General features: G+C 33.1%; 25 protein-coding genes. 10 read left to right on the top strand and 15 right to left on the bottom strand.

Features of this window, described 5'->3' with window-relative positions; all coding sequences use genetic code 11:
• The first annotated feature begins 29 nt into the window (after positions 1 to 29).
• From LS70_RS02385 to LS70_RS02360, 6 genes are all read left to right on the top strand, one after another.
• Entirely contained in the window at positions 30 to 701 is a 672-nt protein-coding gene (locus LS70_RS02385; protein WP_081949824.1) for a ribonuclease HII, read from the top strand.
• Positions 702 to 781: 80 nt separating this feature from the next.
• The gene (gene minD, locus LS70_RS02380) at positions 782 to 1582 is read left to right on the top strand and encodes a septum site-determining protein MinD (RefSeq protein ID WP_034290375.1); all 801 of its coding nucleotides are present in this window, start codon (positions 782 to 784) and stop codon (positions 1580 to 1582) included.
• Positions 1579 to 1812, top strand: coding sequence for a cell division topological specificity factor MinE (gene minE, locus LS70_RS02375; protein WP_034290377.1), 234 nt, complete (start codon positions 1579 to 1581; stop codon positions 1810 to 1812). Before minD ends, minE begins: the two co-directional genes overlap by 4 nt.
• Before the next feature lie 4 nt (positions 1813 to 1816).
• Complete coding sequence (locus LS70_RS02370; RefSeq protein ID WP_034290379.1) at positions 1817 to 2929, top strand: divergent polysaccharide deacetylase family protein; 1113 nt, start codon at positions 1817 to 1819, stop codon at positions 2927 to 2929.
• Between the two features lie 57 nt (positions 2930 to 2986).
• A complete protein-coding gene (locus LS70_RS02365; protein WP_034290380.1) occupies positions 2987 to 5116 on the top strand; it encodes a WD40 repeat domain-containing protein in 2130 nt (709 codons plus the stop codon).
• Between the two features lies 1 nt (position 5117).
• The gene (locus tag LS70_RS02360; RefSeq protein ID WP_201273952.1) at positions 5118 to 5933 is read left to right on the top strand and encodes a DNA-processing protein DprA; all 816 of its coding nucleotides are present in this window, start codon (positions 5118 to 5120) and stop codon (positions 5931 to 5933) included.
• Here the strand turns inward: LS70_RS02360 and LS70_RS02355 are convergent.
• Entirely contained in the window at positions 5930 to 7108 is a 1179-nt protein-coding gene (locus LS70_RS02355) for a cation:proton antiporter (protein ID WP_034290383.1), read from the bottom strand. The genes LS70_RS02360 and LS70_RS02355 overlap by 4 nt on opposite strands.
• A gap of 125 nt (positions 7109 to 7233) precedes the next feature.
• Here LS70_RS02355 and LS70_RS02350 point away from each other — a divergent pair, with 125 nt between their 5' ends.
• Positions 7234 to 8559: an aminotransferase class V-fold PLP-dependent enzyme gene (locus LS70_RS02350; RefSeq protein WP_081949827.1), complete on the top strand. Its 1326-nt coding sequence runs from the start codon at positions 7234 to 7236 to the stop codon at positions 8557 to 8559.
• Here the strand turns inward: LS70_RS02350 and LS70_RS02345 are convergent.
• The 12 genes from LS70_RS02345 to LS70_RS02295 form a co-directional block, all read right to left on the bottom strand.
• Positions 8507 to 8797: a hypothetical protein gene (locus LS70_RS02345; protein ID WP_034290385.1), complete on the bottom strand. Its 291-nt coding sequence runs from the start codon at positions 8795 to 8797 to the stop codon at positions 8507 to 8509. The two genes, LS70_RS02350 and LS70_RS02345, sit on opposite strands and share 53 nt — an antisense overlap.
• Before the next feature lie 49 nt (positions 8798 to 8846).
• Complete coding sequence (locus LS70_RS02340; RefSeq protein ID WP_236096423.1) at positions 8847 to 9515, bottom strand: hypothetical protein; 669 nt, start codon at positions 9513 to 9515, stop codon at positions 8847 to 8849.
• Positions 9512 to 10198, bottom strand: coding sequence for a hypothetical protein (locus LS70_RS02335; protein ID WP_236096422.1), 687 nt, complete (start codon positions 10196 to 10198; stop codon positions 9512 to 9514). Before LS70_RS02335 ends, LS70_RS02340 begins: the two co-directional genes overlap by 4 nt.
• Positions 10198 to 12402: an ATP-binding protein gene (locus LS70_RS02330; RefSeq protein WP_034291394.1), complete on the bottom strand. Its 2205-nt coding sequence runs from the start codon at positions 12400 to 12402 to the stop codon at positions 10198 to 10200. The genes LS70_RS02335 and LS70_RS02330 overlap by 1 nt, the downstream gene beginning before the upstream one ends.
• Positions 12399 to 12563 (bottom strand): hypothetical protein, encoded by a 165-nt coding sequence (locus tag LS70_RS09910; RefSeq protein ID WP_161594696.1) that lies wholly within the window; start codon positions 12561 to 12563, stop codon positions 12399 to 12401. The genes LS70_RS02330 and LS70_RS09910 overlap by 4 nt, the downstream gene beginning before the upstream one ends.
• Entirely contained in the window at positions 12560 to 13066 is a 507-nt protein-coding gene (locus LS70_RS02325) for a hypothetical protein (RefSeq protein WP_138109308.1), read from the bottom strand. Before LS70_RS02325 ends, LS70_RS09910 begins: the two co-directional genes overlap by 4 nt.
• Before the next feature lie 45 nt (positions 13067 to 13111).
• Positions 13112 to 13951 (bottom strand): hypothetical protein, encoded by an 840-nt coding sequence (locus LS70_RS02320; RefSeq protein ID WP_201273951.1) that lies wholly within the window; start codon positions 13949 to 13951, stop codon positions 13112 to 13114.
• 11 nt (positions 13952 to 13962) lie between these two features.
• Positions 13963 to 14121: a hypothetical protein gene (locus LS70_RS02315; protein ID WP_161594695.1), complete on the bottom strand. Its 159-nt coding sequence runs from the start codon at positions 14119 to 14121 to the stop codon at positions 13963 to 13965.
• 40 nt (positions 14122 to 14161) lie between these two features.
• Positions 14162 to 15001, bottom strand: coding sequence for a hypothetical protein (locus LS70_RS02310; RefSeq protein ID WP_034290997.1), 840 nt, complete (start codon positions 14999 to 15001; stop codon positions 14162 to 14164).
• A complete protein-coding gene (locus LS70_RS02305; RefSeq protein ID WP_034290999.1) occupies positions 15001 to 15270 on the bottom strand; it encodes a hypothetical protein in 270 nt (89 codons plus the stop codon). Before LS70_RS02305 ends, LS70_RS02310 begins: the two co-directional genes overlap by 1 nt.
• A 9-nt stretch (positions 15271 to 15279) precedes the next feature.
• Entirely contained in the window at positions 15280 to 15459 is a 180-nt protein-coding gene (locus LS70_RS02300; protein WP_034291001.1) for a hypothetical protein, read from the bottom strand.
• Positions 15460 to 15527: 68 nt separating this feature from the next.
• Positions 15528 to 15719: a hypothetical protein gene (locus LS70_RS02295; protein ID WP_034291003.1), complete on the bottom strand. Its 192-nt coding sequence runs from the start codon at positions 15717 to 15719 to the stop codon at positions 15528 to 15530.
• Positions 15720 to 15894: 175 nt separating this feature from the next.
• Here LS70_RS02295 and LS70_RS02290 point away from each other — a divergent pair, with 175 nt between their 5' ends.
• Genes LS70_RS02290 through LS70_RS02280 form a run of 3 tightly spaced genes read left to right on the top strand, consistent with a single transcriptional unit; the run spans position 15895 to position 18242 of the window.
• Positions 15895 to 16128 carry a hypothetical protein gene (locus tag LS70_RS02290; protein ID WP_034291004.1) on the top strand — a complete coding sequence of 78 codons (234 nt, stop codon included), beginning with the start codon at positions 15895 to 15897 and terminating at the stop codon, positions 16126 to 16128.
• 5 nt (positions 16129 to 16133) lie between these two features.
• Entirely contained in the window at positions 16134 to 16373 is a 240-nt protein-coding gene (locus tag LS70_RS02285) for a hypothetical protein (protein WP_034291006.1), read from the top strand.
• 3 nt (positions 16374 to 16376) lie between these two features.
• Complete coding sequence (locus LS70_RS02280; protein WP_034291008.1) at positions 16377 to 18242, top strand: primosomal protein N'; 1866 nt, start codon at positions 16377 to 16379, stop codon at positions 18240 to 18242.
• On the opposite strand, the gene murD is transcribed toward LS70_RS02280, so the two are convergent.
• On the bottom strand, positions 18235 to 19488 hold the full coding sequence (gene murD / locus LS70_RS02275; protein WP_034291011.1) for a UDP-N-acetylmuramoyl-L-alanine--D-glutamate ligase: 1254 nt from the start codon (positions 19486 to 19488) through the stop codon (positions 18235 to 18237). The genes LS70_RS02280 and murD overlap by 8 nt on opposite strands.
• 10 nt (positions 19489 to 19498) lie before the next feature.
• Positions 19499 to 20557 carry a phospho-N-acetylmuramoyl-pentapeptide-transferase gene (mraY, locus tag LS70_RS02270; protein ID WP_034291013.1) on the bottom strand — a complete coding sequence of 353 codons (1059 nt, stop codon included), beginning with the start codon at positions 20555 to 20557 and terminating at the stop codon, positions 19499 to 19501.
• Positions 20558 to 20613: the final 56 nt, after the last annotated feature.

Genomic DNA, 20613 nt, shown 5'->3' with positions numbered 1-20613 from the left:
CACTTAAGATTCTTTTTGTAAGGTTGGCTATGCCCAGAGAAATCAAACTTTCTTGGGATTCTACATTTTGCGAAGCTTTGGCACAAAAGCCATTGCGGCAAATCCTAGAATCTCTCGCGATTCCATTAGAGCAATATCCAACACTTTGTGGCATTGATGAAGCAGGAAGGGGTTGTATAGCAGGCTCACTTTTTGTATGTGGAGTGATTTTAAAAAATCTTCCCAAAAACTTAGAAAGCGCACTTAGAGATTCCAAAACTCTTAGCCAAAAAAAGCGCGATTTTCTTGCAAATTCTCTACAAGACTATGTAGAATTTAAACTTGTCAAAAAAGACGCAAAAGCTATTGATACAAAAGGCTTAAGTCTATGCCTACAAGAATCCTTACAAGAAATTTTAAATACACTTAATGCGCCTTTTTATGTCTTTGATGGGAATTGTAACTTTAAGATTCCGCATTTAAAAACCTTAGTAAAAGGGGATTCCAAACTCCGCGCAATTAGTGCTGCAAGTATTATTGCAAAACACGCAAAAGATACAGAAATGCAAGAAATGGCACATTTATATCCGCACTATGATTTTGCGCGCAACAAAGGCTATGGGACAAAAGCACATATCAAAGCAATTACACAATTTGGATTATGCCCAATTCACCGCAAAAGCTATCAGATTAAATCTTTAAATTCTGCAACACTTTTTTAGAAAAATTTTATAAATTTTATCGTTTTTTTAACGAAGCAAACGGTATAATTTGAACTTTATTTTGTAAAAAGGTGTGAATTTTGAGTGGGTGCGTGATTACAATTACTTCAGGCAAAGGTGGTGTTGGCAAATCAACTACTACTGCAAATCTCGCTGTGGGTTTAGCACAACTTGGTAAAAAAGTTGTAGCGGTAGATTTTGATATTGGATTGCGGAATCTTGATATGATTTTAGGCTTAGAAAACCGCATTGTCTATGATATTGTCAATGTAATGGAAGGCGAGTGTAATCTCTCTCAAGCACTCATTAATGACAAAAAAACAAAGAATCTTTATTTTCTGCCAGCAAGTCAAAGCAAAGATAAAAATATTTTAGATAAAGAAAAAGTTGCTACGCTAATTAATAAGCTAAAAGAAGATTTTGATATTGTGCTTTTAGATTCTCCAGCAGGGATTGAGGGGGGATTTGAACATGCGATTTTTCTAGCAGATAGAGCACTTATTATCTCCACTCCAGAAGTTTCTAGCGTGCGTGATGCAGATAGAGTGATTGGAATCATTGATGCAAAAAGTAAAAAAGCAAAAGATGGCGATGAAGTCATAAAACACATTATCATTAACCGCTTAAAACCTGAAATGGTAGAAAAAGGTGAAATGTTAGGTGTTGAAGATGTGTTAAATATTTTAGCTTTGCCTCTAATTGGAATCGTTCCAGAAGATGAAAAAATTATCTCTTCTACAAACATGGGAGAACCTGTTATTTACAGCGATTCTTTGGCGGCACAGGCTTATCAAAATATCGCAAAACGCATTTTAGGAGAAGATGTTTCATTTTTAGAACTAAAAAGCAAAAAAGGCTTTTTTGGAAGGTTATTTAAATGAGTTTCTTAAGTCTCTTTAACAACAAAAAATCATCTGCGCAAGAAGCAAAAGACCGACTAACTCTAATCTTAGCACATGAGCGTGCAATTAATGTGCCTTATATGGACGCGATGAAACAAGAAATTTTAGAAGTTATTAAAAAATACACAAAAGCACAAAAAATTGATATTAAAACTGATTCTAACCAAAATTTCAATACGCTTGAAGTTGAGATTTTATTAGAAAAATAAATCAATGGATAGAGTTAAACCCCTTACAATAGGAATCGTATCTCTATTATTGATTCTTTTGACCTTTAACTTTATCCCTAAAGATTCTTCTTCAAAACCAAAAAAGCAAGAGCAAGTATTAAAATCCCAAGAATTAAAAGAATCAAAAGAGCTAATAGAATCAATAGTTGAGAGCAACGCAACACTTGCAACAAACAATATAGAGCTTATTCAAAAAAATATTAATTTCCTAAAAGAGCATTTAGAACAACTCAAAAATATGCCTAACGAAGATTCTACAATAGAGCAAAAAGATGAAATTGCAGAAAATGAAACAACAGAAGATTCCACAACTTCTAATTCTACAATTTCACAGGAACTACAACCTGCCCAAACCCAGCAAGATTCTCAACAAAATCCAAAAACAGATTCTGCAAACCCTACTCTTTGCGTGCGCCATAAACCTCAGCTTGCTATTATTATTGATGATATTAGCACCCTTGCACAATACCAAGCCATTTTGCAGATTCCTTTTAAGCTTACCCCATCTTTATTTCCAAAAAGCAAAATCAATCCAGATACTCCAAAAATTGCTAAAATTGCTCCTTTTTATATGATTCATCTACCCCTTGAAGCGTTAAATTTTTACCAAAAAGAACATCGATGGCTTTTTGCAGGAGATTCCAAAGAAAAAATAGAATCCTACATTACCGCAATCAAACAAGATTTTCCAAATCTAAGCTACATAAACAACCACACGGGTAGTAAATTCACGCAGGATTTAGATTCTATGTCGCTACTTTTAGAAACACTAAAAGAACACCATATCAACTTTGTAGATTCCAGAACCATTGGGACGACAAAAACCATAGCCGTTTATGAAAAATCTCCCTATATCGCATTTAATCCATGTCAGCAAACCCCTTTGGAACGTGATGTTTTTTTAGATAATATTTTAGAGATTCCAAGCATTACGCAACAAATCATTCAAGCCGTGCAAATTGCTAAGAAAAAAGGCTACGCTATTGCGATTGGACACCCACATGAAGCTACATTTTTAGCACTTAAAAATGCTATAGATTACCTAGAAAATAGCGGTATTGAGCTTGTTTATATTAATGAAATCATATCACCCTAGATTCTTTATATTTAAAGAAAATATGCTAAAATCAAAAATTCTTTGTAAGGAAGATATATGACAACTCCAAAATCCACGCAACAGCTTCAAGGTAGCGTTTTAAGCATTGTGCCGTCCAAAGATTCTACATTATGCGTAGATAATACTTTTCATATTGCAGAAATCAATTCTTCCTTAAAAATTTCCAAAAGTGCCCAAGTGATTAAAAATGCAGAATCTCCGCACCGCTATTCCCATGCCTTTGGAATCTCTCCACAAGCTTTTTTTTGTATCCCAATTTTTGGAGAAAAAAAGGCATTTATTTTAAAATTTAAAGATTATAAACCCGAGCATATTGCGACTTTAAATGACCATGATGGAGATATAGAATCCTCTGCATTTTCGCATGATGGGCATTTTTTTGCTACAGGCGGTCAAGATGGGCGCGTATTTTTCTACGATGGAAAAAGTTTTTTACCAATCATTTCTCTACTTGCACGCTCTGATTATATCTCTACAATCAAATTTTCAAAATCAGGAGAATTTGTCGCCATTAGTGGATTTGATAAATTTACACTGATTTTTGATATGCTTCGCCATAAAATTGCTTTCAACTTTTCAACAAGTGATGTTGTAGAAGATTCTGCATTTTTTGATAATGATGAAAAGCTCATTCTTGTTTGTCGCAATAATGCTTCTATCATTTTTAGTCTAAGAGATGGAAAAATCATCTCAACAGAATATCCTTTTGCTTTTTGGCCTACAAGTATTGCCATAGATTCTGAAGAAAATTACGCTCTTGTTGGCACGCGTTCTGAAATACTCTATGTCATTGCTCTAAAAGATAATACCAAAACCATAGAGATTAAAAACGACCACGCTGGAACTGCATCTTTAACTTTCTCATTAGAACATCTATATATCGGCTCTATTGATGGGGCTTTACTGATTATTGATTATAATGAAGGAAAAGAAGAATTAAAAGAAAGCCTTGATAAAAAAGACTATAAAAGCGCAAGAGAAGCAATCAATAAAAATATATTTTTAAGCATTCACCCTTTAACGAAGGTTTTTGATGAAGTGTGGCCAGAGATTTTACATCAAGCTATTGATTTACTCAATCAAGATTCTATTGAAGAGGCAATCGAACTTACCGCGCCTTTTGTTGTCAATCCTACAAAAAAAAGTGAATTTGATTTTTATCTTGCACAAAAAGGTGGTGTTAAAACCTTTTTAGAACTCATCAACAAAAAAGACTTCACAAAAGCTTATGAAATGCTTCAAACTACAAAGTTTCTTACCAAAACACAAGCGTATGAAAAATTAGAAAACATTTGGAATAAAGCATTTTTTAATGCCAAAAAACTTTTAATCGAAAATGCAAATGCCAATAAGCGTCTAGCTGAACAATCTTTAGCACCTTTTAACAATACCCCTAAAAAAGAATTGATTATCCAATTATTGCGTAATTGTGATGTATTTGAAAAAGCTGAAGCACTCATTAAAAAACAAAATTTCAAAGAATATTTTAGTTTAACCTTTCAATTTTCTTTTTTGCGCGAAACAGATTTATATAAAAAAGTTTTAATTGTCGGCGAACGTATGCTTGCAAACTTAATTGAACTAGAAAAAAACTTTCACTATGATGAAGCAAAACAAATTGCCGAAACACTACTTGTATTCCCTACACTTAAACGCGCAGCAAATGAACGCATCGTTCTTATGCAACAAAAAGAAACTCTATTAAATGCTATTGAAGCAAAAGATATTAAAAAGGTTTATTCTTTAATTGATGAAATTGAAAGCCTACGCTCAATGCAACAATTTAAAGACTTTACAAAGGACTTTTTACGCCATTATGAAGAGGCTAAACCCTACGCATACGATGGAAATGCAAAACATGCTATGGTAGTATTTGGTGAATATTTAGAAATCAATTACTGGGTAGATAAAATTGGCTCTCTTTTAAAAATTGCGTATTTAAAACAAATCGAAAGAGCCTTGAACGACCCTGAAATCAATTGGATAATTACATTAAAACGTTATTTTGAACGTTATGGAAAAAGTTTTGAACTCGTTAAATTACTCCAAAACCACGAGGCAAAAGCAATTTTAGACCAATTTGAAGGCGAAGGTGAAGGCGATGGTTATCGTCATTATGGCTTTGTAGATTCCATAGTAATCTATCTTGTCCAAAAAGAAGAATGATTTGGAGCTTTCTTCTTATCCAAACTTCCCTCATCTTTTAGAAATTCCCTCTGCACTCTCGCACATTAAAAATCTTAAAAATCTCTATTATTGTGGAAATTTAGAACTTTTAAATACCCCAAAAGTTACTATTGTTGGCACACGCAATCCAAACCCTTACGCACAAAATTTTACCCAAACACTTGCCCAAAAATTAAGCAAATGTGGAATCACAACCGTAAGTGGTGGCGCATTAGGCATAGACATCATTGCGCATACTAATTCCTTGCCTAATACTATCATGATTTCTCCTGCGTCTTTGGAAATTATTTACCCTGCAAATAATGCAAAAATCATTTCTGAAATCTACAAACAAGGTTTGGTGCTAAGCCAATTTACCTCTCCTTACAAACCGCGTAAATTCTCCTTTTTAGAACGCAACAATATTGTAGTTAGCTTAGGTGAAATCGTAATTATCCCTCAAGCAGATTTAAAAAGCGGTTCAATGCAAAGCGCAAATTATGCTTTATCTCTACATAAAAAGATTTTTGTCCCCCCTCATCACATTGGACAAAGTCAAGGAACACAACACTTAGCCAAAAATCATCAAGCCGAAATTATTTGGGATATTGATGCTTTTGTAGATAATCTTTGTGCGCGTTTTTATGGAGATTCCAAACAAACACCCAATCATTCTGCGCATAATGACGCAGTTTTGGAATTTTGCAAAAACAACCCTTTCTTTGAAGAAGCTTTTTTGCACTTTGGAGAAATCCTATTTGAATATGAACTAGAAGGAAAAATCCGCCGCAATAATGGACGCATTGAAATTGTCTAACATTTTAACTCTTTGTTACACAATTTTATCCAATAGCTATAAATTAGCTTGATTCCAATTGTTAAAAATATCCCTTCCATTAATGCTGCTAAAATTAGTGCATAATATTCTTCTGTGCTAATTGCGCCAAATTGCATTCCAAGCTGTGCAGTAGCGACTAAAAAAGTCAAAGGCATTGAATGGCTAAAGGCAAATAATAGGGTTTTTACATAACTTTTAAAATATCTTCTATAAGCGACAAAAGCAGCAATCAAGCGCAATGCTACCATAATTACGATAATGTTTAAGGTCAAAGAAAGCAAATGTAAGTTTTTTAGCATTAAATTTAAATCTAATGTCGAACCAACATAAATAAAAAACAAAGGGATAAAAAATCCAAAACCAAACTCATTAAGCTTCTCCGCAAGCCCTTTTTGGTGATGAAAATAAGTTGCTAAAATCATTCCCGCTAAAAACGCTCCAAGCACACTTTCAAGCCCTAAAACTTGTGTGATTCCAATTAAAATAAAAAACAACATTGCACTAAAACGAATATCTTGATTCTTGCTTGATTTTTTGGGGATTAGAAAGAATTTCAATGCAGGAAACCACCAAAATAACACATCGGCAATTTTAAAGATTCCAACAATTGCAGTTAAAAATAAAAATAATACGAGCAAAGTCTCATAAAGCTCCCAAGTTAAACCATGCGAATACGCACCATTTAACACCACAAGAGCAACGATACTAATTAATTCCCCCAAGATTCCAACATTAAGTGCTAATTGCAACCATGGAGTATCTTTTGGATACTCTTTTAGCATTGCCATAATCATTCCAAGACTCATAACAGGCAATGCCGCAACATAAAATTCTGATAATTCTGTATTTAACACATAAAAAAGTGCTGCACAATAAAGCACTAAAAAATACAAAAATGCAGATTTTAAGAATCCTTTACCAAGCCTTGTAAAAGTCTTTAAATCCACTTCTAAACCGCATAAAAACATTAAAAACAAAAAGCCAATATGTGCGACAAACTCTAAAGATTCCGATTGTGAAAACAACTCAAAATGAAAGGCTAAAGCTCCAAGCATAATCTCCACAGCTACAAGAGGCAAACGCGTTAAAGAGCTTAAATAAGGCGCAATAACAATTAAAATTGCAACAATCCCAAAGGCAATAATGTTTTCCATAAAAGCTTCAAAACTCCAAAATAAAGCCGAAGTATAGCATTACTTTAAAACAAGCGCAATGTTAAAAAATCTGTGGTAAAATGCGCGCTTTTAATCGCATTTGCAAGATAAAATTTAGGAAGATTATGGATTTTTTCACTCCCCTTTTTGAAACACTGCCCAAAGATTTAGAATCCAAACGCATTCTTTTAAAAGAAGCTTGCATTTTACAAAAAGGATTCCATTATTTTGACTGGACGGCTAGCGGGCTTGCAGCAAAATGCGTGGAATCACGCATACAATCTGTGCTTCCTTTTTATGCAAATACGCATTCTCAAAGCAATGCCAATGCGGAGTTAATGGACAATCTCTATGAAGGAGCAAGAGAGCGATTAAAAGGTTATTTTGGGCTAGATTCTAATTTTGCGCTAATCTCTTGTGGTTTTGGTTCCACAGCAGCAATTAAAAAATTTCAAGAATTATTAGGAATCTATATTCCTCCAAAAACTAAATCTCTTTTAAATTTGCAAAATCTTGATAAATCCACACTCCCTTTAGTGATTATTGGACCTTATGAACACCATAGCAACGAACTTAGCTTTAGAGAAGGTTTATGTGAAGTGGTGCGCGTGCCGCTAAATGCTGAAGGACTTTTTGACTTGAACGCTTTAAAAAAGATTTTAAATGCAAATAAAGGGCGCAAAATTATCAGCTCTTTCTCTTTAGGCTCAAATGTTAGCGGGATTCTTATTCCCTACCAAGAAATCTCGCATTTAGTGCGCCAATTTGGCGGAATTGTTTGTTTTGATTGCGCAAGCAGTGCTCCTTATTTTGAAATTTCTCCCCAATTTTATGACGCAATCTTTCTCTCCCCGCACAAGCTTTTTGGCGGGATTGGAAGTAGCGGAATCTTAATCATTCATCGTGCATTAATTGACAAAACATTGCCACCAACTTTTTGTGGTGGTGGGACTGTGGGTTATGTTTCGCGCACAAGTGCGCAATATTTTGGCAAAGATGAACAACGTGAAGAAGCTGGAACTCCTGGAATCCTAGAATTTCTACGCGCGTATTTAGGCTTTACTTTGCGTCAAGAAATAAAATTAGAATGGATTAAAGAAGCAAAACTTCCTTATATCAAAATCTTTAGAGAGTTTTTAGAAAACGAACCACGTATTACGTATTATGGGAATTTAGAGCATAATACTTTAGGAATATTCTCCTTTAACATTAATGGAATCTCTCCTTTTGCCATCGCCCAAGAACTCTCTAAAAAATATGGAATCTTAGTGCGCGCAGGCTGTTCTTGCGCAGGACCTTATGGGCATGATTTGCTAGAATTAGAAGACAATACAATTTTCACACAAAAACCCGGTTGGATTCGACTAAATCTTCATTACACGCACACACAAGAAGAAATCACACATTTACTTGAAGCATTAAAAGCAATGCTTCATCTAAGTTTTCCCTAGAGTAGATTCTACAATATGTGGTCCCACTTTTAAAATCAAATCCACTAATTTGTGTTACATAGCCACCACTTACGCTTCTGCATTTCCAAGAACAAGTGCCATTAACTACTTGGTCGTCATTTGGCAATATCTTTTTTAATTCTTGCGCGGTTGTAGTTGGTGCTTTTCCGCCTCCATCCCCTGTATTTGCCCATACAATACTAATTAATAATGTTAGTAAAATTATTATTTTTTTCATTGCTCTGCTCCTAGTAATTTTTGTAATACTGATACACTTAATGCTACACTCATTTTAACTTCCTTTTGTTTTGTTCTAATGCAGAATCTTTAGAATCTTGAGAATTTGAATCTTTTGTAGAATCTTGATTTTTTAAAACTTCATCTACTCTTGGAGATTGATTGATTGCTTGTTGGTTTGCTTCTAGTTTGGATAGTAAATCATTGCTCACTAAATTTTGATTGTGTAGAGTGTTTTGCTTAAGATTGTCTTTGGATTGTGGTATAATTTCAGTAGAAGTTGATGAAAGTGTGCTTGACACAACATTCGCGCCCATCCAAGCTTGACTTGGAGTGTGGAGAGAGAGGGCGTCTCCACTATCAGCTTCTAATTTTTCTTTTACTCTTTGTAGTCTTCTAAAATCCCTTTCTCCTTTTTTGTTAGTATGATAAATTATATTTGTGCCTCTATCATTTCGGATACCTATATCTCCCATATCTTTTTGTCCTAACTTTTTGGCTGCAATGTAATCTTTCTCACCAATGGGTGTAGGATTTTTCATTATTAAATCAGGCTCTTCCACCACTTCTTTAATTGTTTCTGATACTTCTTGCATATTTTTAAACATTTCAGGGTGTTTCTCATATAATCTTTTTAAATCTGCAATGGCTTCTTTATCTCCAAGAAGTTCTGCTAATCGCTCACAAAGATTAAAGATTTCTAATTCTTTATCACTCATTTTAACTTCCTTTTGTTTTGTTCTAATGCAGAATCTTTAAAATCTTGAGAGTTTGAATCTTTTATAGAATCTTGATTTTTAAAAATTTCATCTACTCTTGGAGATTGATTGATTACTTGTTGGTTTGCTTCTAGTTTGGATAGTAAATCATTGCTTATTAAATTTTGATTTTGATAATACTCTATAACCTTTGGATTCTTAAATTCCATTTGGTCCTTAAGATTCCTATCAGAATAAAAGGTTATAATTTGTTCATCAGAGGGGGAGAGTGGAAGTTGTGTCCCTCCCCTTTGATAATCTTCAGTAATATTTTTTAAATGCTTTTCACCTATCTTATCAGTAATGGCTCTAAATCTAATCCCTTTGTCATTTTCCCATTCATAAATTTTAGCTTCTTTTTCGTCTATAAAAGGCTCTTTAAATGCCTTTAAATATTCTCTTATAGAATTCCCAAGATTTAAAAGTTCTTCTATTGTAATTTGTCCTTCACTATTTTCTTCTAAATGAAGTTTGATATGATTTGCTCCAAGTCCTCTGTCTCTATATGGATTGTGAAAACCCTTAACATAATGAATCACATAATCAATGATTGCATTTTCAATAGCCTCTAATTCTGCATTAATGGGTGTAGAGTTCTTTTCATTAAAAGTTACATTATAGATTCCTCTTTTTTCTTTTTTCATTACTCTTTTCCTATTGCTTCTGCTTCATCTACCTCTTCATTTGGATTTGTGCTAAAAACTTTCATTTCATCATCGTTGATTTCAAATCTCATATGAAATACTCCACTGCTATACCATACACACATTTCATATTTTTGGGTATTTAGTAAGGCTATTTCTACATTTTTTGGAATCTCTAACGCATTTTTTGCGCCTTGTATTACTTCTAATTTTTTATCTGGTCTAAGCAAAAAGATTCTTGTATCAATGTTTTTTAGAATCCCCAATGGAATATGTTCTGCATTTTGCACGATAAAACACAAATGCACATTGTATTTTCTAGCCTCTAACGCAAGTTTTTCAAACATTGTAGTGAAGTAAGGCACTCTAAAGTAGTTTCTTGCTTCCTCAATAGCGTAAAAGAGCTTTGGAATAGGCTTACCATTTTTTCTTTGGTTAATGGCAAAATCTCTATCTTTTAGATATGTTTTTTGAAAGATTGATAAAAATATAGGGGTGAAGAGAGTGGATTCTTTGAAGTTATTTAAATCCATACTTAAAAAATCGCAATTTACAATATCTCCTTTATCAAAATTTGAAAAGACTTCTAATTTGTCTATTGCAAAAAGCTTGCTTGCTAAAGATTGATAAGCTTTCCTATCAGCTTCTTTTAATTGTTGATTTTGCGCTTCTCTATTTGCTAGTTTAGCAATATCAATTAAGAGTGGAGATTTTAAATAATTATACTTCTTTTCTTTTAATTCCTCTAATAATGTGGTTGATTCATAGCCTAAAGATAAAAGTTCGTCATAAACTTCTTTATTTTTCTCTTCCAAATTCCTTACTCTATATTTTTGATACTCTTTTGTTTGGTAGATTTTGCGGAATATTTCTTTTAAAAATGCTACTTCTTCAATGGTTAAAGGTTGCGCATTTTGTGTTTCAAGGATAATGCTAATTAAATCCACATTAAATTGTAAATCTGCTTCAAAGGCTTCTTTATCTTGCAAATTTGGTAAATGTGCGATATTGTAGCTAAAATGATAGAAATCACTCTCTATGTGCATTACATTGTTATTTGGATTGCTTTTGATTAAATTTACAAATTTAAAATCGCTAAATCCTATATCATAGCTTCTAACTTTAACTAAAGTTCCTAAATCTCTACATTCTCCATTTAAAAAGTTTAATCCTAAGAGTTGTGCCATTATTTTTTGTTTGCTAACACTTTTACCACTTCCGCTCGTGGCGATAATACATATATGTGGATTATCATTTTCTAAACTAAAACTATAATTGATAAATCCGCCTTGTTTGTCAGTTCCATAAATATCAGGCTTTTTATTATTTCTCTTATGCACAGACGCAATAAAATCATAAAGATAATCGCTTTTGACAATAAAATCAAACTCACTATCTCTATACTTTATAGGATTTTTTCTTAAATGGCGTTCTTTGAAAAGCTCTTTTGCTATAAAACTACATTTTAAATTGCTACCTAAACTCCCAATAATTTCCTCATCATAATTTTTTAAATAAGCAATTGCGTTAATAATTGCGCAATCAAATTCTTTAGCATTATAAGATTCTTGCAGTGTAACAAAAGGTCGTTTATCTCCTGTAAGTTTAGCGTGTTGGATTAATCTTGAAATGTGATTTTGCACAGAGTGGCTAGAGAGATTAATATAAAACCAAATACTTCCCTCAAAATTTAATTTAAATAAGTCGCTAATGGAGCTTTGTTTAATGTCTAAATGTTTAAAGGCTTGAAAAATATTTACTTCTTTGTAATTTTTTCTAATAGCTTGTTTAGCAAGTCTTGCAAAACTTAAAAATGGAGGTTCAGAAAATTCAGAATCTTTTTTAATTGTTATGTTTGGAATAATCTGTTTATTTTGTGTAGCAAAAGAAGTTTGTAAGAGTTGCCAATATAATACATTTGTTAGCTCTTCTCCGCTTAGTAGATTTGTATCATATAAATTAGCAAAAGTCTTTGCAATGATTTTGTTGTGGCTTAAAATGTATTGTGCTTGATAATGATTGTTTTTATATAACACATACCAAAAGAACGCATTTTCACTTTCTTTATTATCATTGATAAGTTGCTTGATGATTTCACTTGGCAAATGTTCTTCTATATTTTGATTACCACTTATTTTTATTCCATAGAGTTCGTTAAATGGAGTATTTGTTAAAACACAATCTTCATTCAAAGAATCTATCAAAAAAAGGCTATTGCTGTGGTAATCATTAAAAGATTTGTAATAGGATAAGCAAGTTTATCTAAAAAACAATGGCTTATGCTCATTTGTGGGTCTTTTTTCTTTAATCCGATATATGCTCCTGTAAGTCCTGCTAAAGCCAATACACTCAATGCTACACTCATTTTAACTTCCTTTTGTTTTGTTCTAATGCAGAATCTTTAAAATCTTGAGAGTTTGAATCTTTTGTAGAATCTTGATTTTTTAAAATTTCATCTACTCTTGGAGTTTGATTGATTGCTTGTTGGTTGGATTCTAGTTTGTCTAATAAAGAGAAATTATCAGAAGAATTTTTGTTGGGAGATTCTTGTAATACATCGTTAGATTTTGATATAATGTTACTTGAAGTAAGCGAACACATACTAGATATGTCAGTTGCCCAAACCCGATTTTTATCGGGATGTGAGGGTTGGGCGTCCTCACCGCTTACTAAGTTATCTCTTTTGGCTTCAACAATTATTTCTGGTTTTGCAATGACTTTATTAATTGTATTTGTTACATCTTCAATATCTACAAACATTTCAGGATGTCTGTTGTATAGTATTGTTAAATTAGCTACCGCTTCTTTTCCTAGTAATTCTTGTAGTTTTCCATAAAGTTTAAAAATTTTTATAATATTTTCATCCATTTTTGCCTCTTTAGTTAATAAACCAAGTCTAGTTGATTATCTTGATTAAGCTTTAGTATCTTTCACCACAGGTTGAATCTTTAAAGAATTAATACGCATTCCATAGGGATTAATATCGCTAGATTTGCTTAAATCAAAATCGCCTTGTGCTTTTAATTTAAAGATTCCTTGTTGTTGCTTGTATTCATTTTGGCTTAGGATATAACTTTGAGCTATGATGATAATAGAAAGCTCTATATCAAAGGAATTTCCACTATACTCATATTTTTCTAGGTTATAATCTTTAATCGCGATATATTCAGGAAGTTTATCTTGTGCTACTGCAGAAATTAGCCATTGCACATAAGCCCTTAAATCTCCCACTGCTTGTGGATTTGCTTTGATTCCTGCTTTCTCATCATTTTTAGAATCTATAAAGTTTCTTAAAATATTGCGGAGACTTGGCACATTATCTAACACTTCATCATAGTTTTTGAAATTTGGCTTTTCAAAATTATTTGTTAGCTGGCTTCTTGAAACAATGAAATTATTTAAAAAGATAGAAATAGCAAATTGCTTGAGATATTCTGCTTTTAGTGGTTCTTTAGTTACTTTGATAGCTCTCCCATCTGTTGTGGTTAGCACGACTTTACCATTATTTTCTCTAACGACTTCTTCTAATGTTTCCATTCTCTCACTAATATTTGAAATTTCATAAGCAAAGACTAAAAGCGCAACTGCAATAAATCCTCCTACAAATTTCCAATTCTTACCAAAAAACTGCTCACATTTAAAGTTTAGAGATTCTTTAGAATGCTCTTTTCTTTCGCCTTTTTTGGCTTTAGCTTCTACTTTTTTTACTTCTGTTGTCTCTGTTGTTTGTGATTCTTGATTAAGATTTTCCATTTATTCCCCTATTACTTTACAGAATTTACAAGATTGTCTATTTCTGCTTTTGCAGAATCCTCATCAAATTCTTGTGCAAGGATAATTTCTTTATCCGCAATTAATTTTGCAAGTTCATATTTTCTTTGGTATTTGTATTCTATGTTGGAGATGAGTTCAATTTCTTGCATTTGTTGTTTTCTAATCTCTGAAATAACTTTAGGACGCAAATCAAATAGGAATTGGATATTTTTGGCTTGTTGTTGCTTTTAGATAGGCAATTTCATTGTTTTTAGCAACATTAAATTCCTGCTTCACTTTATTCATATATTCATTGCTTGCAGTGGTTGCTTCTTGTTCTTTTTTACCTTTGACTTTTTCTTTTATAATATTACTTATAGAGTTTGTGCTTAAGTCCTCATTTAAAGATTTTTTAGTTCTAATTGCTTCTTGAATTCCATTTTTATAAGCCTCCAATGAAGCAGGTGCTTTAATATCATCTACCTTTATATCTTTTATAGGTTTGTTATTAATTTTTGCATATTCCATAAAAAGAGAAACTTCTTCAAACTTGCCCTCTATAAAATATTTAGCAACAGGAGAATCACTATTTTGAAGCACATTTTTTAAATCCCATTTTTGTAAATATTCTTTTACATTTTCACCGCTTGGTAGTGTTCCTTTAAGTTCCTCACCATCTAATCCCACATTTTCTACTACACCACTTACTCCAACACTAACTGCGTCTTCAAATTCTTTTGATTTATCTCTACAAAATCTTTTAACGCCTTTAAGTCCTATGCTTCTATCTTTCTTTTTCATACCAGGTATGCTTGGAGCAATAGCGCATACATCAAGTTCTAATTTATCTAATGTATCTGCTAGAGAGCAAATATCACCCAAATCATTAAGATTTATATTTTCAGGCACATAACAAACTTCAAGTAATCCTTGAGAATATTTGTTTAAATTACCAAATACAGAATTGCCAAATTTGCCTAAAGCATTATCAATCATAGAATCTGCAATACTTCCTAAGTCTATGGCAAAAGCGTTATTTGTAAAAAGCATTAATGAAAGAAAAGCTGCAACGATTTTTTTGTAGATTTTTTGGAGTATGCTATAATTGCATTAAGGGTGTCAGCCACAGGTCTGAACCCCCTGCGGTTGAAATTTATGCCCTTTAAGGAGCAAAAATGAATACCACATTCATTGTTGTAATTATACTTCTTTGTATAATTATAGTCAAGGCTTATTAGTCTTGATTGTTGCTCTGCATTTTGCGGAGCGCAACAATGAATTTTACCTGCTAATTGAGGATTTTGATTTATTTTTTTCATTACTTCTCCTTACTGGCAGATTCCAAATTGCGCACAGAAGTCTTTTTTCTCTAATTCACTGAAGAAAAGCACATTATAAGAGTTTTCCTCTTCACCATATAAGACTTTTGCTTTTTTAATAATATCTAAGTTTTTGCTTGTCTTTTGAAGTTTAAAATTTTGCCATTCTTCAATATCAGTATCTTGCAATAATCGTTTTTGCCGAGAAGGAATAATATATTTACTCTCATAAAGTTTTAATATTTCCTTAATGTCATTTAATGTATCTTTTCGCCTCTTTCATAGCCATTTTTCATTCCTAATTCTAAACCTTTATCATAACCTTTGTGTATTCCTAATTCATATTCTCTTTGACAGGAAAAATCCTCTGTGGATTGCGCTTGAAGTTGAGATACTCCTAAAAGCATAAGACTTGCGAGCAGGAATGATTTAAATTTATTGATTTTCATTGTTTCTCCTTTTTAATCATTAAAACTAAAGCTTTGTTTTTTTCTGTGTATATTTTCACGCAAATCATCTAAAACACCTTTTCTCTTAAAAGGTTCCTTAAAAATTTAGCAAAATTTCTAAAAATCCTAAAAAATAATGCTAAAATATAGCACTCATTTAAATCAAGGAATCGCAATGGAAGAAGCTAAAAATATTTCAAACAAACTCCTAGAAAGCGTTGATGCGCTTGTTGATGCGCTGCAAAAACAACGTGATGAAAACCAATCCTTGCGCCAACAAATCGTGCTTTTAAAAGCTGAAAATGAAGCAAAAAATTCTGAAATTAGCTCACTTTATGATGAAATCGGCGCAAAAGAGCGTGAGCTAGAAGGCGTATTAAGCAAAATCCAAAATGCACTAGGACGCTAAATTTTATGGATAATATTTTTCGTGTTTGCGTCTCTGGGCGTTTTTTTGATATTCCAACTAACGAGATTTCCCCTACAACCCTTGATGCGCTAAAAGCAATTACAGATACTTCTAACACCATAAATCCACGCGACCTTTTGCGTGCGTTTTTGGAATCTTATGAAGTAAAAACCATACTAGAATCTAGCATTATTCAAGCGACACAAAAACTTCAGATTCCAGAAGAACAACCTAATCAAAACTAGCACTTGCAAAAATTTTTCTACCATATTATTATCTTAAAGCAAAATTCTCCTTTGCTAACCTATTTCAGCGAGATTCCACTACAAAAAGGCAGACTTGTTAGTATTTCTTTACATTCCAAAGAAACTAAAGGTGTTGTGCTACAAGAATGCCAAGAACCAAAATTTGAATGCAAAAAAGCCATGCCTTTAGGATTCCACTTTTCACAATCCCAATGCCAACTTGCAGAATTTATTGCAAGCTATTATTGCACATCACATTCTCTTGCTTTTAGTCTTTTTACTCCTTTTGAAGATTCCTATACGACACAATTAGAATCCTTAGATTTTCCCTTAAATCCTTTGAGCAAAAAACAGCTTGAAGCTTTGAATTTTATTAATACACACCAAGATTCCTTACTTTTTGGAGATACAGGCAGCGGTAAAACAGAAATTTATATGCACTTATTTAATCAAACACTTAAAAAAGGCAAAAATGTCTTATTTTTAATACCTGAAATTGCTTTAACTCCGCAAATGGAAAAACGTTTAAAAACAATTTTTGGGGATTGTTTGGCTTTTTGGCATTCTAAAGTTACTAAAGCTAAAAAAAATAAAATCTTGCAAAATTTAAAAGGAGGCAAAATAAGAATCCTAGCTGGCGCACGTTCAGCATTATTTCTTCCACTTACAAATTTAGATTTAATCATTATTGATGAAGAACACGATGATGCTTATAAATCAAGCTCAAACCCACGCTACCATGCGCGCGATGTTGCACTCTATCTTGCTAAAACCCAGAATCTTAAAATTCTGCTAGGCTCTGCAACCCCACTTGTTACAACCTATCATCGCGCTAAAATACAAAATAGTCTCTTTCGTCTAAAAGGCACGCATTTTGAGACACAAAAACATTATCATTTTTGCCAAAGTGCAGAATCCGTAGAGCCTACAATTTTAGAAGCATTACAAAAAAACTTTGAAAATGCAAAACAAGCCATTGTTTTTCTGCCTACACGCGCTAATTTCAAACATTTGCTTTGCGCACAATGCAAAGAAACAATAGAATGCCCAAATTGTAGTGTATCTTTGAGTTTGCACTCTAAGGATTCTAGCCTAAAATGCCATTATTGCCACTACACATGCCCTATTCCCAAAGTTTGCCCAAATTGTAAGAGTGAGTTACAATCCTTGCGCATAGGAACACAAGAATTTGCAAAAACTTTGCAAAAATCCTTGCCAAATAGTAATATTGCGTGTTTTGACCGCGATTCTATCACAACACAAAAAAAACTTACACAAACCCTTGATGCTTTTAATCACAAAACTCTTGATATTTTAGTGGGAACACAAATGCTCTCCAAAGGACATGATTACCACAATGTGGCATTAAGCGTTGCTTTGGGGCTCGATTATATTTTAAAAGGAAGTGATTATAGAGCAAGAGAGCGCGCATTAGCCTTAATGTTTCAACTCTCTGGAAGAAGCGGACGCAAGGAAAGTGGAGAAGTCATCATTCAGACAATTTATCCGGATTTTTTTAAATATTATTTACAAGATTATCAATTATTTTTAGAAGATGAACTTGCAATGCGTGATAATTTATATCCCCCTTTTGCGCGTTTAGGACTTATCCACTTCAACCATAAAAATCAAATAAAAGCACAAAATTATATGCAAGAAGCCTTAAATATTCTTAAGCAGCAAATCCAAGAAAAAATGCTAAATGTTGAGATTGTAGGCAGCGGAGAAGCACCGATTGAACGCATTTTAGACAAATGGAGATATTTAATTTTATTGCGCTCACCAAGTGCAAAAGATTTACACATTGCACTTTTGCCACTGCGTAACTTTACTTGCGAGATTGACTTAGACCCTATTGAGTTTAACTAAGGGCATTAAGCTTAAACTTCTCGCCCCTTTCTTTATAAGAGCTAAACTGGTCTAAGCTTGCAGCAGCAGGGGATAACATTGCGACATAATTTTTAGAATCTTTACTTTCTAAAAGCCTTTGTTTTATGCTTTTTACCGCTACTTCAAGCGTGTAGCAAGCTTGACATTGTGCGATTCCTTGCGCAAGAGCGCAAAGCTTTTCTGTATTACTTCCAATCGCAAAAATCTCAACTTCCAATCTTTGAATTACGCCAAAAAGCGGACTTAAATCTGCACCCTTATCATCACCACCAAGCACTAAAAGAATCTTTTTGTCTTGATAACATTTTAGTGCTTCCATCGTTGCATCAATATTCGTTCCTTTGCTATCATCAACCCAAAGATTCCCTGCTTTGTCATAAAATTCTTCCATTTTATGCGCCCCAATTTTAAAGGCATTTAAAAGCGCGTAATTATTTTGTAAAAATAAAATTTTTTCTGCACATAAAGCCAAAGTCGCATCTAATAAAAATGGCTCTTTAAAGTGGATTTGTTTTAAATCTAGCCCAAATTCTTTTGCCAAATCATTTGCATTTTCATAAAATATAAGCTTCCCAAGCGATTCCTTACAATAAGAATGCCCCTCAACACTTTTAGGCAAAATTGCAATTTCTTTTTCTCCTAAGGATAGAATCGGCTTTAGCTTATCAGCAATATAATCTGCATAACTTCCATGCCAACTAATATGGTCTTGAGAAATAGGAAGCAAAAGATATAAATTTGGCTTTGCAATTTCTGTGTAATGCAGCGTAAAAGAACTTGTTTCTAGCACCCAAAGAGGAGCATTAAAGTCTAATTTCGCTAAAGGTGTGCCAATATTTCCACCACTTTGCGCGCCAAAAGATTGTAGCAAATGTGTTAGCATTTGTGTTGTTGTTGTTTTACCATTTGTCCCACTAATCCACACAGACGCTGGCATTTTGGAAGCAAAAAAATCATATTCACTTAAAAAGTGCATACTAGGATATTGTTTGATAAAAGAAAGGGCTGTTTGCACCATTGTATTACTTGGTGGAATCCCGGGACTTGTAATAATCTGTGCATCAAGATGTGTTGATAAAACTTCTGGTAAATACGCACTAGGATAAAGTGCATTTCCAAAATCATCATAACTTAGCGTGTTAAAATTATCATCAAAAACCAAAACTGGGGCATACGATTCTGCAATCGCTTGATTTGTCCCTCCAAACCCCAAAAGTATTAGCATTATATATCCTTTAGCGGAGTTTTAGCGTTAAGAGCGCAATAAGATTACTCATTAGTGCAACAATCCAAAAGCGCACAATAATCTTACTTTCACTTAAACCTTTTTCTTCAAAATGGTGGTGCAAAGGTGCCATAAGAAATATCTTTTTCCCACGCGTTTTGTAACTTCCAATTTGTAAAATTACAGACAAAGCTTCCACCACAAAAATAAACCCAATCAAAAATAATAGAATCTCATTTTTAGAAACAATCGCCATATAAGCAATAAATCCCCCAAGACTTAAGCTCCCGCTATCCCCCATAAACACTTGTGCAGGGTGGCAGTTATACCACAAAAACCCAATGAGAGCTCCAATCAAAGCTGCAGATAAAATCACAAGCTCTCCGCTATCAAGCACTTTTGGATATAAAAGATATGCGCTTAATCCACTATGCCCAGTTACATACACAAACACACTTAAAGAAGTGAGCGCATAAATAGATGGAATCGCAACTAAACCATCTAAACCATCTGTGAGATTGACTGCATTACTTGTTGCTACAAACACAAGTGTCCAAAACAAAACCCCAAATATCCCCCAATCAAAAAGAGAATTTTTGAAAAATGGCACATAAAATTCTGTATTTAAAGGCGTCCAATACAAAGCCAAAGACAATATAAAACTCATAAAAATTTGTAAATAAAACTTTTTTTTAGCAGACATTCCAGCATTTTTATTTTGCGAGATTTTAGAATAATCATCACTAACTCCAAGTAGAGCAAAACAAAGCAAAGTTAAGATTCCAAGCAAAATATAAGCATGTGTAAGTTTTGCACAAAGTAATGTCGCAAGCAATGTTGTGCCAACAAAAACGATTCCACCCATTGTTGGCGTGTTTGCTTTTTGGCGATGGTTTTTAGGAGCAAATTTTGAAATTGGCTGATTTGCCTGCTTTTTTTGCGCCCACACAATATAATAAGGCAATATAAAAATCGTAAGCAAAAAAGCAGTAAAAAATGCTATGGCTGAACGCACTGTAATATACTGAAACAAATTAATATCAAAAAAGGCATATAAATAATAAAGCATAAATCTAACACTTATAAATGAAATTTTAGGAAAAAATTAGGTAGGATTCTACCTAA

This window comes from Helicobacter sp. MIT 11-5569, from assembly GCF_000765695.2.
Taxonomy (GTDB): Bacteria; Campylobacterota; Campylobacteria; order Campylobacterales; family Helicobacteraceae; genus Helicobacter_D.
Note: the sequence above shows the minus strand (reverse complement) of the source record. Positions and strands in the feature narration are given on the sequence as shown.

What these genes read in the sequence shown, in the direction of transcription:
- LS70_RS02385 (WP_081949824.1), top strand. Translation starts at nt 30, where the DNA reads ATGCCCAGAGAAATCAAACTTTCTTGGGATTCTACATTTTGCGAAGCT.
- minE (WP_034290377.1), top strand. Translation starts at nt 1,579, where the DNA reads ATGAGTTTCTTAAGTCTCTTTAACAACAAAAAATCATCTGCGCAAGAA.
- LS70_RS02370 (WP_034290379.1), top strand. Translation starts at nt 1,817, where the DNA reads ATGGATAGAGTTAAACCCCTTACAATAGGAATCGTATCTCTATTATTG.
- LS70_RS02365 (WP_034290380.1), top strand. Translation starts at nt 2,987, where the DNA reads ATGACAACTCCAAAATCCACGCAACAGCTTCAAGGTAGCGTTTTAAGC.
- LS70_RS02355 (WP_034290383.1), bottom strand. Translation starts at nt 7,108, where the DNA reads ATGGAAAACATTATTGCCTTTGGGATTGTTGCAATTTTAATTGTTATT.
- LS70_RS02350 (WP_081949827.1), top strand. Translation starts at nt 7,234, where the DNA reads ATGGATTTTTTCACTCCCCTTTTTGAAACACTGCCCAAAGATTTAGAA.
- LS70_RS02345 (WP_034290385.1), bottom strand. Translation starts at nt 8,797, where the DNA reads ATGAAAAAAATAATAATTTTACTAACATTATTAATTAGTATTGTATGG.
- LS70_RS02340 (WP_236096423.1), bottom strand. Translation starts at nt 9,515, where the DNA reads ATGAGTGATAAAGAATTAGAAATCTTTAATCTTTGTGAGCGATTAGCA.
- LS70_RS02335 (WP_236096422.1), bottom strand. Translation starts at nt 10,198, where the DNA reads ATGAAAAAAGAAAAAAGAGGAATCTATAATGTAACTTTTAATGAAAAG.
- LS70_RS09910 (WP_161594696.1), bottom strand. Translation starts at nt 12,563, where the DNA reads ATGAGTGTAGCATTGAGTGTATTGGCTTTAGCAGGACTTACAGGAGCA.
- LS70_RS02325 (WP_138109308.1), bottom strand. Translation starts at nt 13,066, where the DNA reads ATGGATGAAAATATTATAAAAATTTTTAAACTTTATGGAAAACTACAA.
- LS70_RS02320 (WP_201273951.1), bottom strand. Translation starts at nt 13,951, where the DNA reads ATGGAAAATCTTAATCAAGAATCACAAACAACAGAGACAACAGAAGTA.
- LS70_RS02315 (WP_161594695.1), bottom strand. Translation starts at nt 14,121, where the DNA reads ATGCAAGAAATTGAACTCATCTCCAACATAGAATACAAATACCAAAGA.
- LS70_RS02310 (WP_034290997.1), bottom strand. Translation starts at nt 15,001, where the DNA reads ATGCTTTTTACAAATAACGCTTTTGCCATAGACTTAGGAAGTATTGCA.
- LS70_RS02305 (WP_034290999.1), bottom strand. Translation starts at nt 15,270, where the DNA reads ATGAAAAAAATAAATCAAAATCCTCAATTAGCAGGTAAAATTCATTGT.
- LS70_RS02295 (WP_034291003.1), bottom strand. Translation starts at nt 15,719, where the DNA reads ATGAAAATCAATAAATTTAAATCATTCCTGCTCGCAAGTCTTATGCTT.
- LS70_RS02290 (WP_034291004.1), top strand. Translation starts at nt 15,895, where the DNA reads ATGGAAGAAGCTAAAAATATTTCAAACAAACTCCTAGAAAGCGTTGAT.
- LS70_RS02285 (WP_034291006.1), top strand. Translation starts at nt 16,134, where the DNA reads ATGGATAATATTTTTCGTGTTTGCGTCTCTGGGCGTTTTTTTGATATT.
- murD (WP_034291011.1), bottom strand. Translation starts at nt 19,488, where the DNA reads ATGCTAATACTTTTGGGGTTTGGAGGGACAAATCAAGCGATTGCAGAA.
- mraY (WP_034291013.1), bottom strand. Translation starts at nt 20,557, where the DNA reads ATGCTTTATTATTTATATGCCTTTTTTGATATTAATTTGTTTCAGTAT.